17 protein-coding genes and 1 pseudogene are annotated in these 11,104 nt (G+C 70.1%); all 18 read right to left on the bottom strand.

Annotation, left to right across the window (positions count from 1 at the left end; all coding sequences use genetic code 11):
- Positions 1-173 precede the first annotated feature (173 nt).
- The gene (locus G7075_RS01205) at positions 174-1,562 is read right to left on the bottom strand and encodes a methylmalonyl-CoA mutase subunit beta (protein WP_240917800.1); all 1,389 of its coding nucleotides are present in this window, start codon (positions 1,560-1,562) and stop codon (positions 174-176) included.
- Between the two features lie 112 nt (positions 1,563-1,674).
- On the bottom strand, positions 1,675-2,529 hold the full coding sequence (gene map, locus G7075_RS01200; RefSeq protein WP_166118064.1) for a type I methionyl aminopeptidase: 855 nt from the start codon (positions 2,527-2,529) through the stop codon (positions 1,675-1,677).
- Between the two features lie 142 nt (positions 2,530-2,671).
- A complete protein-coding gene (locus tag G7075_RS01195; RefSeq protein WP_166118062.1) occupies positions 2,672-3,226 on the bottom strand; it encodes a DUF559 domain-containing protein in 555 nt (184 codons plus the stop codon).
- A 537-nt stretch (positions 3,227-3,763) separates the two neighbouring features.
- The gene (locus tag G7075_RS01190) at positions 3,764-4,324 is read right to left on the bottom strand and encodes an adenylate kinase (protein ID WP_166118060.1); all 561 of its coding nucleotides are present in this window, start codon (positions 4,322-4,324) and stop codon (positions 3,764-3,766) included.
- A complete protein-coding gene (secY, locus tag G7075_RS01185; protein ID WP_166118058.1) occupies positions 4,324-5,637 on the bottom strand; it encodes a preprotein translocase subunit SecY in 1,314 nt (437 codons plus the stop codon). The genes G7075_RS01190 and secY overlap by 1 nt, the downstream gene beginning before the upstream one ends.
- 170 nt (positions 5,638-5,807) lie before the next feature.
- Positions 5,808-6,299, bottom strand: coding sequence for a 50S ribosomal protein L15 (rplO, locus tag G7075_RS01180; RefSeq protein ID WP_166118056.1), 492 nt, complete (start codon positions 6,297-6,299; stop codon positions 5,808-5,810).
- 2 nt (positions 6,300-6,301) lie between these two features.
- Positions 6,302-6,484 (bottom strand): 50S ribosomal protein L30, encoded by a 183-nt coding sequence (gene rpmD / locus G7075_RS01175; protein ID WP_166118054.1) that lies wholly within the window; start codon positions 6,482-6,484, stop codon positions 6,302-6,304.
- The gene (gene rpsE, locus G7075_RS01170; RefSeq protein WP_166118052.1) at positions 6,484-7,131 is read right to left on the bottom strand and encodes a 30S ribosomal protein S5; all 648 of its coding nucleotides are present in this window, start codon (positions 7,129-7,131) and stop codon (positions 6,484-6,486) included. The genes rpmD and rpsE overlap by 1 nt, the downstream gene beginning before the upstream one ends.
- Positions 7,132-7,177: 46 nt before the next feature.
- Positions 7,178-7,552, bottom strand: coding sequence for a 50S ribosomal protein L18 (gene rplR, locus G7075_RS01165; RefSeq protein WP_166118049.1), 375 nt, complete (start codon positions 7,550-7,552; stop codon positions 7,178-7,180).
- Between the two features lie 3 nt (positions 7,553-7,555).
- Positions 7,556-8,092, bottom strand: a complete 537-nt coding sequence (gene rplF / locus G7075_RS01160) for a 50S ribosomal protein L6 (RefSeq protein WP_166118047.1) — start codon at positions 8,090-8,092, stop codon at positions 7,556-7,558.
- Positions 8,093-8,104: 12 nt separating this feature from the next.
- Positions 8,105-8,503: a 30S ribosomal protein S8 gene (gene rpsH, locus G7075_RS01155; protein WP_166118045.1), complete on the bottom strand. Its 399-nt coding sequence runs from the start codon at positions 8,501-8,503 to the stop codon at positions 8,105-8,107.
- Positions 8,504-8,614: 111 nt separating this feature from the next.
- Positions 8,615-8,800 (bottom strand): type Z 30S ribosomal protein S14, encoded by a 186-nt coding sequence (locus G7075_RS01150; protein ID WP_166118043.1) that lies wholly within the window; start codon positions 8,798-8,800, stop codon positions 8,615-8,617.
- A 2-nt stretch (positions 8,801-8,802) separates the two neighbouring features.
- Positions 8,803-9,363 carry a 50S ribosomal protein L5 gene (rplE, locus tag G7075_RS01145; RefSeq protein WP_166118041.1) on the bottom strand — a complete coding sequence of 187 codons (561 nt, stop codon included), beginning with the start codon at positions 9,361-9,363 and terminating at the stop codon, positions 8,803-8,805.
- A 5-nt stretch (positions 9,364-9,368) separates the two neighbouring features.
- On the bottom strand, positions 9,369-9,710 hold the full coding sequence (gene rplX / locus G7075_RS01140) for a 50S ribosomal protein L24 (RefSeq protein WP_166118039.1): 342 nt from the start codon (positions 9,708-9,710) through the stop codon (positions 9,369-9,371).
- 3 nt (positions 9,711-9,713) lie between these two features.
- Positions 9,714-10,082: a 50S ribosomal protein L14 gene (gene rplN, locus G7075_RS01135; protein ID WP_166118037.1), complete on the bottom strand. Its 369-nt coding sequence runs from the start codon at positions 10,080-10,082 to the stop codon at positions 9,714-9,716.
- A 79-nt stretch (positions 10,083-10,161) separates the two neighbouring features.
- The gene (gene rpsQ / locus G7075_RS01130; protein ID WP_166118035.1) at positions 10,162-10,452 is read right to left on the bottom strand and encodes a 30S ribosomal protein S17; all 291 of its coding nucleotides are present in this window, start codon (positions 10,450-10,452) and stop codon (positions 10,162-10,164) included.
- A 20-nt stretch (positions 10,453-10,472) separates the two neighbouring features.
- Positions 10,473-10,685: pseudogene (rpmC, locus tag G7075_RS01125) on the bottom strand (50S ribosomal protein L29); the annotation flags it as partial.
- A complete protein-coding gene (gene rplP / locus G7075_RS01120; RefSeq protein WP_166118030.1) occupies positions 10,685-11,104 on the bottom strand; it encodes a 50S ribosomal protein L16 in 420 nt (139 codons plus the stop codon). The pseudogene rpmC and the gene rplP, both read right to left, overlap by 1 nt.

Here is an 11,104-nt window from a genome sequence, read left to right as displayed (position 1 = left end):
GATGCCGCCCGAGGCGAGAAGGTTGGCGACGAACCCCTGCCGGGCACCGAAGTCGCGCTGGGCGCCGAGCGTGCGGACGGTGACGGCGGGGTGCTCGAGGGTGCGGGCCCGGTCGCGCAGTGCCTCGAAGGCGGCGGCGTCCCGACGCGGGGCGAAGGCGGCGTCGCCACTGGTCAGGGGGCGCGGGGTCGACGCTCGGCCGCGGTGTCGGCGAGGTTCGGGAACATCGAGACGCCGGTCAGTGGGCGGCGGCGGGTGGCGATGAGCCGCTCGCGCTCGGCCGTGGCGGTGTCGACCCACTCGCGGAGCAGGCCGGAGGCGAGGGCGTCGAGGACGCCACCGGCGCGCTCGACCTCCTGGAACCGGGCCCACGCGTGCTGTGCGACCTCGTCGGTCAGCGACTCCAGGTACCACGAGCCGCCACCGGGATCGGTGACCCGACCGACGTTGGACTCGGCGGCGAGGAGGATCTGGGTGTTGCGGGCGAGCCTGCGCGAGAACCGTTCCGGCAACCCGGAGACGGTGTCGTGGGGCAGCACCGTGATGGCGTCGGCGTCTCCGATCGATGCGCCGAACGTGGCGAGGGTGTTGCGCAGGACGTTGACGAACGGGTCCTCGCGAGTGGCCATCCGCAGGCTGGTGACGGCGTGGGTGCGGGCGCCGCGGTCGGCCTCGGGGACGCCGACGGCCTCTCCGACCCGGGCCCAGACGCGCCGCAGGGCGCGGAGCACGGCCGCGGTGAGGAACTGGTCGGCGGTGGCACTGACGCGGAACTCGATGTGCGGGAACGCTTCTGCCGGTTCGAGCCCAGCGGCCTCGAGGTAGCGCAGGTACGCGACGCCGGTGGCGACGGCGACGGCGAGCGCGTCGACCTCGCTGCCGCCGGCGTCGTGCAGCACGCGCGCGTCGACGGTGACCGCCCGCCAGCCGTCGTGGTCGGCGGCCGCACGGACGAGGTCGGCGAGCGGCTCGAGGTCCGGAGCGGTGCCGGTGCGCAGGGCGGCTCCGACGGGGTCGATGCCGAGGTTGCCGCCCGTCGTCGGCCGGTCGCCGACGACGTCGAGCAGGGCGCGGGCGGCGCCCGGCTGGTCGGTGGAGGAGCTGACGACGACGGGGGCGAGGTCGAGCCGCACGTCGGCGAGCACCGTGGCGAGGTCGGCGGAGGCGACGCCGTCCTCCCCCACGTGCACCCACACCGACGTGACGCCGTGCTCGAGGTCGTCGAGCACCGCCTCACCGGAGCGGCCGGCATCCGGGTCGTCGTGCAGCTGGCGGACGTCCCACGGCATCGTGCCGTCGCGCACGACGCGGCCGCGCGTGAACGGCATCGCGCCGGGACGCCCGAGTGCGCGGTCCTCGCGCAGGTAGAGGCCGTCGGTGGCCAGGCCGCCGTCGAGGGCGGTGACGAGGGCCTGCCCGGCGGCGTCGGGGTCGAGGCGGTCGTCCTCGGCACGGCGCTTGTTGAGGACGTCGGCGACGAGGCCGAGCCAGTCCTCGCGGGTGCGCGGGTCGAACCCGTCGGCGAGCGGCATGAGGTCGTGCGGAGGCGACGACGTGGTCATCGAGCTCTCCTCGGTCGGTGGTCTTGGGCCACCCTCAACCCTAGCCACGCGCAGGGCCGACCTCACCGAGAGATCGGTCACCCGGTGGGGACGGCCGGGACGTCGCCCGAGGTCAGGCGGGGGTGATGTCGGCGTACGCGACGCCGAGGGACGCCAGCCGCTCGCGGCCGCCGTCGATCGCCGTGAGCACGCACGTGCCGGCCGAGGTGACCGCCACCGAGTGCTCCCAGTGCGCGGCCCGCGAGCCGTCGCGCGTGACGACGGTCCACTCGTCCTCGAGGATCGTGTTGTCCTGGTCGCCGAGGGTGACCATCGGCTCGATGCAGATGGTCATGCCGTCGGGCACGCGGGGGCTGCGGCCCTGGATGCGGTAGTTGGGCACCTGCGGGTCCATGTGCATCGAGGTGCCGATGCCGTGGCCGACGTAGTCCTCGACGATGCCGTACTCGCGCCCGCGCCGGGTGCCGGCGTCGACGACGGCGTCCTCGACCGCGGCGCCCACGGCGTAGAGCGGCGCCCCGACCGTCAGCGCGGCGATGCCGGCCCAGAGCGAGGCCTCGGTGTCCTCGCTGAGCGCGAGGTCCTCGGGGCGGGCGGCCTCGGGTCCGCCGACGACGACGGTGACGGCGGAGTCGCCGTTCCAGCCCGCGACCTCGGCCCCGCAGTCGATGGAGAGCAGGTCGCCGGCGGCGAGCACGCGCGGGCCCGGGATGCCGTGCACGATCTCGTCGTTGACGCTCGTGCAGAGGGTGTGCCGGTAGCCGGGGACGAGCTGGAAGTTGGGGATGCCGCCGTGGTCGCGGATGTGGGCCTCGGCGAGGGCGTCGAGCTCGAGGGTGGTCACGCCCGGGCGGACCGCCGCGACGACCAGCTCGAGGGTGCGCCCGACGAGCAGGCCGGCGGTGCGCATCATCGCCAGCTGCTCGGCCGTCTTGCCCTCGCAGCGGTCACGGCTGAACAGTCCCATGCCGCGGAACCCTACCCGCGCCGCACCGCTCCCCCACATCCCACCCGCCCCCTCCCCACCCGCTCCCCCACACCCCGTCGAAAGTACAGAACGCGCCGTCCGCTCCCGTGACGGCACGGCGTGTTCTGTACCTTCGACGGGGTCAGAGGTCCAGGTGTCGGGGGTCGATGCCGAGCTCGTGTGCGAACCGGAGCAGGCACGCCGTCCGTCGGCCTCCCACGAGGACGTCCTCGGCCCAGATCTCGAGGACGGTCCAGCCCTCGCCCTCGAGCGAGGTCCGGCGCGACGCGTCACGGCTGCGACGCCGGCGCGAGGCGTGGTCGGAGCCCTGGTACTCACCGACGACCCGTCGATCCCGCCAGACGAGGTCGCCCTCAGCCAGCCACTCCCCGGCGCGGTCCGTGAGGTCCCCATTCACCTCGGGCTCGGGGAAGCCGGTCCGCACGAACATGAGACGTGCCCGCGACTCCATCGGCGACCGCACCCCGGGACGTATCAGGCTGAGCGCCTCCACGAGCATCACCTTGCCGCGCGGTCGGACCCGGCTCTCCATGGGGCCTCTCAGCTGCCACGCTGCGTCGCGCAGGGAGGCGACCGGTGCCACGACGGCGTCGCCAAGGACGACGAGGTCGTCAACACAGACCCGCCGCCGACCGAGCTCGCCGAGGTCGCACCACGTGTCCTCGGGCGAGACCACCGGCAGACCGTGGACGTCGGTCGAAGTCCGCCACTCCAGTCCGCGGTGTCCGGTGCATCCGCCACGACGCGTGTGTCCGGCGGTGGTGCGGGCCATCACGTGCAATGGCCCGTCGTCTGCCTCCCGCTCGAGGTGAGCCGGGAGCGGGAGCCCGTGCAGGCGGGCCGCTGTCAGGTGCGAGAACGCACGGCCGTCCGGCAGTCCCGCGAGGTAGGCCGCAGCGCGGTCGACGAGTACCGAAGGCACGGTGCGGACGTGGGCCCCTCGGGTGGGGTGGTGCAAGTCCGAACGGCGCAACCTGCTCGACGGCACCCCGGCCGCCCGGGCCGCGCTCGTGCTGAAGGCGCCTGTGCCCAAGCTCGCAGGCAGGTCTGAGGGGCGCATGGAGGCAGGGTCGCGGGTTCGACCGGCTCGCCCGCCGAGTTCTCCACAGAACCCCGTCGAAAGTACAGAACACGCCGTCTGGCAAGAGGCGCAGACGGCGTGTTCTGTACTTTCGACGGGTGGGGGCCGCCCGGATCAGGGCGGCTCCGCGGGTCAGGTGAGGGCGGTGGTGATCCGCTGCGTCACGTCGTCGACAGCTCCGTCGCCGTCGACCTCGACGAGCAGGCCGCGCGACCGGTAGGTCTCCGACAGCGGACGCGTCTCGCGGTGGTAGATGGCCATCCGGTCCCGGATGACCTCCTCGGTGTCGTCGGAACGACCCTCGGTCTCGGCCCGCTTGAGCAGCCGCCCGACGACCACGTCGTCGTCGACGGTCAGCTCGAGGACGTGGTCGAGCGCGCCCCCGTGGGCGGCGAGCACGGAGTCGAGCGCCTCGACCTGGGCGAGGGTGCGCGGGTAGCCGTCGAGGAGGAAGCCCCGTGCGCAGTCGTCCTGGCCGAGGCGGTCCTCGACGATGGCGTTGGTGATCTCGTCGGAGACGTACCCGCCCGAGGCGAGGATCTCCTTGACCTGCAGACCGAGCTCGGTCTCGTCCTTGATGTTGGCCCGGAAGATGTCCCCGGTCGAGATGGCCGGGATGCCGAAGTGCTCGGCGATCCGGGACGCCTGCGTGCCCTTACCGGCACCGGGCGGCCCGAGGATGATGAGTCGCATCAGCGGAGGAACCCTTCATAGTGACGCTGCTGCAGCTGGGCCTCGATCTGCTTCACCGTCTCCAGGCCGACACCCACGATGATGAGGATCGAGGTGCCACCGAAGGGGAAGTTCTGGTTCGCATCGACCAGGACCAGCGCGACGAGCGGGAGGAGCGAGATCAGCGCGAGGTAGATCGCGCCGGGCACGGTGATCCGGGTCAGGACGTAGTTGAGGTACTCGGCCGTGGGTCGCCCGGCGCGGATACCCGGGATGAAGCCGCCGTACTTCTTCATGTTGTCGGCGACTTCGGTGGGGTTGAACGTGATCGACACGTAGAAGAACGTGAAGAAGAGGATGAGGCCCGTGTAGAGGGCCATGTAGTACGGGTGGTCACCGCGCACGAGGTGGGCCTGGATCCAGTCGACCCAGCCCGGGTTGACCCCGTTGGCGCCCTGGTTGAACTGCGCGACGAGCGTGGGCAGCGTCAGCAGCGAGCTCGCGAAGATGACCGGGATGACACCGGCCATGTTCACCTTGAGCGGGATGTACGTGGAGGTGCCGCCGTAGACCCGGCGCCCGACCATCCGCTTGGCGTACTGGACCGGGATGCGGCGCTGACTCTGCTCGACGAACACGACGAGCGCGATGACGACGAACCCGAGGGCGATGACGCCGAGGAAGGTGCCGAAGCCGGAGCGCTGCTGGATCTGCCACAGCGAGGACGGGAACTGCGCCGCGATCGAGGTGAAGATCAGCAGCGACATGCCGTTGCCGACGCCCTTGTCGGTGACGAGCTCACCCATCCACATGATGACGCCCGTACCGGCGGTCATCGTCAGCACCATGATGAGGATCGTGACGACCGAGCTGTCGGACAGGATGTTCGTGCACGACGGGTTGTTGAACAGCGTCGAGGGGTTCTGCGCGAAGGTGATGAGCGTCGAGCTCTGGAGGACCGCCAGCCCGATCGTCAGGTAGCGCGTGTACTGCGTCATCTTCGTCTGACCGGCCTGGCCCTCCTTCTTGAGAGCCTCGAACCGCGGGATGACGACGGTGAGCAGCTGGACGATGATGCTCGCCGTGATGTACGGCATGATCCCCAGCGCGAAGATCGACAGCTGGAGCAGCGCGCCGCCGCTGAAGAGGTTGATCAGGCCGAGCAGCTGGTTGCTGTTGTCGGCGCCCTTGATGCACTGCTGCACCGCCGGGTAGCTGACGCCGGGGGTGGGCACGTGCGAGCCCAGCCGGAACACCACGATGATGAACAGGGTGAACAGCAGCTTCCTGCGCAGGTCGGGCGTCTTGAACGCGCGGCCGAAAGCGGTGAGCACAGGGTCCTCCAGGGTGCGGCCGGGGGTGTGGCCACGTCGTCAGCGATCCGTCACAACATACCCGGTGCCCCGGCACGGGCCGAGGCGGGCGGGTGGGGTGAACGCGGCGCAGGGCCGGGTCCGGGGTGAGTCCCGGAGCCGGCCCTGCGACACGCGGTCATCGAGCGGGGTCAGGCGGTCGTCGCCGAGCCGCCCGCCGCCTCGATCTTCTCCTTGGCGCTGGTCGAGAACGCGTCGGCGGTCACGGAGACCTTGACGTCGATCTCGCCGGTGCCGAGCACCTTGACCGGGTGGCCGTCGCGGACGGCACCCTTGGCGACCAGGTCCTCGACGGTCACGTCGCCACCCTGGGGGTAGAGCGACGCCAGCTTGTCGAGGTTGACGACCTGGTACTCGGTCTTGAACGGGTTCTTGAAGCCGCGCAGCTTCGGGAACCGCATGTGCAGCGGCGTGGTGCCGCCCTGGAAGCCGGGGCGCACCTGGTAGCGGGCCTTGGTGCCCTTGGTGCCGCGACCGGCGGTCTTGCCGCGCTTGCCACCCTCACCGCGACCGACGCGGATCTTGGCGGACTTGGCGCCGGGCGCAGGGCGCAGGTGGTGCACCTTGAGCGCCGGGGCGCCCTCGGACGCAGCGGCCTTCGTGGCCTTCGTGGTGTCGGCCATGCTCACTCAACCTCCTCGACGGTCACGAGGTGCGGAACCGTCTTGACCATCCCGCGGATCTCGGGACGGTCCTCCTTGACGACGACGTCGCCGATGCGCTTCAGACCGAGGGAGCGCAGCGTCTCACGCTGGTTCTGCTTCCCACCGATCCCGGACCGGGTCTGGGTGACCTTGAGGCGCCCCATCACGCACCGGCCTTGGCCTCGGCCAGGCCGGCGGCCTGGGCGCGGAGCATCGCGGCGGGCGCGACCCGGTCGACCGGCAGCCCGCGACGGGCGGCGACGGCCTCGGGGCGCTCGAGGCCCTGGAGGGCCGCGACGACCGCGTGGACGATGTTGATCGCGTTGTCGGAGCCGAGGCTCTTGGACAGCACGTCGTGGATGCCGGCGCACTCGAGCACCGCACGCACCGGGCCACCGGCGATGACACCGGTACCGGGGCTGGCGGGGCGGAGCATGACGACACCGGCAGCGGCCTCACCCTGGACGGGGTGGGGGATGGTGCCCTGGATGCGCGGGACGCGGAAGAAGTTCTTCTTCGCCTCCTCGACACCCTTGGCGATCGCCGCGGGCACCTCCTTGGCCTTGCCGTAGCCGACACCGACGGTGCCGTCACCGTCGCCGACGACGACGAGGGCGGTGAAGCTGAAGCGACGACCACCCTTGACGACCTTGGCGACACGGTTGATCGTGACGACGCGCTCCAGGTACTGGCTCTTCTCGGCCTCGCGGGAGTCGCGGCCTCCGCGGCCGCCGTCACGGCCGCCGCGGCGGTCGCCGCGCTCGGCGGAGCCGGCCGTGGCTCCGGTGCCTCGACGCTGGGGTCCTGGCATCAGATGTTCCTCTTCTCGACGTTCGTGGTGGTGCGGGCAGCGTGGGTCACAGGGCCAGCCCGCCTTCCCGAGCGCCGTCCGCGATGGCGGCGACGCGACCGTGGTAGCGGTTGCCGCCGCGGTCGAACACGACGGCCTCGACACCGGCGGCCTTGGCGCGCTCGGCGACGAGCTCACCGACCTTCTTGGCCTTGTCCCGCTTGTCACCCTCGAGGGAGCGCACGTCGGCCTCCATCGTCGAGGCGGACGCGACGGTCTTGCCCACGGTGTCGTCGACGACCTGGACGAAGACGTGGCGCGAGGACCGCGACACCACGAGGCGGGGACGCACGGCGGTGCCGGCGACCTGCTTGCGGACGCGGGTGTGACGGCGGACGCGTGCGGCCGACTTGCCCTTGGCGCGCTTGACGATCAGAGCCATCGGTTACTTACCAGCCTTTCCGACCTTGCGGCGGATGTGCTCGCCCGCGTAGCGGACGCCCTTGCCCTTGTACGGGTCGGGCTTGCGGAGCTTGCGGATGTTCGCGGCGACCTCGCCGACGAGCTGCTTGTCGATGCCCTGGACCGAGAACCGGGTCTGGTTCTCGACCGCGAACGTGATGCCCGACGGGGGCTCGACGGTGATGGAGTGCGAGTAGCCCAGGGCGAACTCGAGGTTGGAGCCCTTGGCCAGCACGCGGTACCCGGTGCCGTGGATCTCGAGCTTCTTCTCGTAGCCCTCGGTCACACCGAGCACCATGTTGTTGATGAGCGAGCGGGTCAGGCCGTGGAGCGAGCGCGAGGTGCGCTCGTCGTCGGGACGCTTGACCTCGAGGGTGCCGTCGGCCTGCTCGATGGTGATCGGCTCGGCGACGGTGTGGGTGAGCTCGCCCTTGGGGCCCTTGACGGTGACGGTCTGACCGGCGATGGTCACGTCGACACCGGAGGGGACGGTGACGGGGAGTCGTCCGATTCGCGACATGTCAGCTACCCCTTACCAGACGTAGGCGAGGACTTCCCCACCCACACCCTTGTTGGCGGCCTGACGATCGGTCAGCAGGCCGGAGGAGGTCGAGATGATCGCGACGCCGAGCCCGCCGAGCACCTTGGGAAGGTTGGTCGACTTGGCGTAGACGCGCAGACCGGGCTTGCTGACGCGGCGCAGGCCGGCGATCGAGCGCTCCCGGTTGGGGCCGTACTTGAGCTGGACGGTGAGGGTCTTGCCCACCTCGGCGTCCTCGACGGTCCAGCCGCCGATGTAGCCCTCGGCCTCGAGGATCTCGGCGATGTGGCTCTTGAGCTTGGAGAACGGCATGGAGACGTCGTCCTTGTGCGCCGAGTTGGCGTTCCGGACGCGGGTCAACATGTCCGCGATCGGGTCGGTCATGGTCATTGGGCTTCTCCGCCCTCTCTCAGCACGGTTTCCTCCGGACGGTTTCTCCGGCGGACCTGCGCTGTAGATGGTCTGTGGATGGGGTGCCGCGCGAGGCGGCGGGGTGAGGACTTACCAGCTGGACTTGGTCACGCCCGGGAGCTCGCCCGCGTGGGCCATCTCCCGGAGGCAGATCCGGCAGAGGCCGAACTTGCGGTAGACCGAGTGCGGACGGCCGCAGCGCTGGCAGCGGGTGTAGCCGCGGACAGTGAACTTCGGCTTCTTGTTCGCCTTGTTGACGAGGGCGGTCTTGGCCATGCTCAGTTCTCCTTGAACGGGAAGCCGAGCGCCTTGAGCAGCGCGCGTCCCTCGTCGTCGTTCGTCGCGGTCGTCACGATCGTGATGTCCATGCCGCGGACCCGGTCGATGCGGTCCTGGTCGATCTCGTGGAACATCGACTGCTCCGTGAGACCGAAGGTGTAGTTGCCCCGCCCGTCGAACTGGCGCGGCGAGAGGCCGCGGAAGTCACGGATGCGCGGGAGCGCGACGGTCACGAGGCGGTCGAGGAACTCCCACATGCGGTCGCCGCGCAGCGTGGCGTGCGCACCGATCGGCATGCCCTCGCGCAGCTTGAACTGCGCGATGGACTTGCGGGCCTTCGTGACGACCGGCTTCTGGCCGGTGATGGCGGTGAGGTCGCGGACGGCACCCTCGATGAGCTTGCTGTCCTTGGCGGCGTCACCGACGCCCATGTTGACGACGACCTTGACGACGCCCGGGACCTGCATGACGTTCGCGTACGCGAACTGCTCACGCAGGGAGCCCTTGATCTCGTCCTGGTAGCGCGTCTTGAGGCGCGGCGTGGTAGCGGTGTCAGCCATCTCTCTCACAGGTCCTTGCCCGAGCGCACGCCGACGCGGACGCGGGTCGCCTTCTGGCGCCCGTCCCGCTCGACGGTCTCGACGCGGGTCTTCATCCGGGTCGGCTTCTTGTCCGAGGGGTCGACGATCGCGACGTTGCTCACGTGGATCGGCGCCTCCTGGACGATGAGGCCACCGGTGCGGCTGCCACGGTTGGACTCGCCCGCCTTGGTGTGCCGGGTGACCCGGTTGACACCCTCGACGGTGACGCGGTCGGTCTCACGGTTGACCGCGATGACCTTGCCCGTGCTGCCCTTGTCCTTGCCGGCGAGCACCTGGACGGTGTCGCCCTTCTTGATCTTCGCCATGGGTCAGAGCACCTCCGGGGCCAGGCTGATGATCTTCATGAACTTCTTCTCGCGCAGCTCGCGGCCCACGGGGCCGAAGATGCGGGTACCGCGCGGGTCCCCGTCGTTGCGGAGGATGACGGCGGCGTTCTCGTCGAACTTGATGTAGGAACCGTCGGCACGACGGCGCTCCTTCTTCGTCCGCACGATGACGGCCTTGACGACGTCACCCTTCTTGACGTTCCCGCCGGGGATCGCGTCCTTGACGGTGGCGACGATGGTGTCGCCGATGCCGGCGTACCGGCGACCGGAACCGCCGAGAACACGGATGCAGAGGATCTCCTTCGCACCGGTGTTGTCGGCGACACGCAGTCGCGACTCCTGCTGGATCACTGTCTAACTCCTACTCGTCGTGCTGGTTCTCGCCGGGGCGAGCCTGGCCGAACTGACTGGGTTGCCTTGCGGCAGAGGCTTACTTGGCCTTCTCGAGGATCTCGACGACGCGCCAGCGCTTCGTGGCGGACAGCGGCCGGGTCTCCATGATGAGGACGCGGTCGCCGACGCCGGCGGCGTTGGCCTCGTCGTGCGCCTTGACCTTGCTCGAGCGGCGCAGCACCTTGCCGTAGAGGGCGTGCTTCACGCGGTCCTCGACCTCGACGACGACGGTCTTGTCCATCTTGTCGCTGACCACGTAGCCCTGGCGGGTCTTGCGGTAGCTGCGGTCGATGGTCGCGGTCACGGTCTCGTCCTTCTCGTTGCTCACTTGGCCTCACCCTTCACGCCGATGCCCAGCTCGCGCTCGCGCATCTCGGTGTAGATCCGGGCGATGTCCTTGCGGACGGCGCGGAGCCGGCCGTGGTTGTCCAGCTGGCCGGTGGCCGACTGGAACCGGAGGTTGAACAGCTCCTCCTTGGCCTTGCGGAGCTCGTCGACGAGGCGCTCGTCGTCGAGGCCCCGCAGCTCCTTGGAGGTCAGGTCCTTGGAACCGACTGCCATCAGAAGTCACCACCCTCACGCCGGACGAAGCGGCACTTCATCGGCAGCTTGTGCATCGCGAGGCGCAGGGCCTCGCGCGCGACGTCCTCCGGGACACCGGAGAGCTCGAACATGACACGGCCCGGCTTGACGTTCGCGATCCACCACTCCGGCGAGCCCTTGCCGGAACCCATGCGGGTCTCGGCGGGCTTCTTGGTGAGCGGACGGTCCGGGTAGATGTTGATCCAGACCTTTCCGCCACGCTTGATGTAGCGGGTCATCGCGATACGCGCGGACTCGATCTGGCGGTTCGTGACGTAGGCGGGCTCGAGGGCCTGGATGCCGTAGTCGCCGAACGCGATGGTCGTACCACCCTTGGCAGCGCCCGAGCGACCCGGGTGGTGCTGCTTGCGGTGCTTGACCCGACGGGGGATCAACAT

The sequence above is a fragment of the Phycicoccus sp. HDW14 genome (genome assembly GCF_011383005.1).
Lineage (GTDB): Bacteria > Actinomycetota > Actinomycetes > Actinomycetales > Dermatophilaceae > Phycicoccus.
This window is presented reverse-complemented; position numbering and strand designations above follow the sequence as displayed.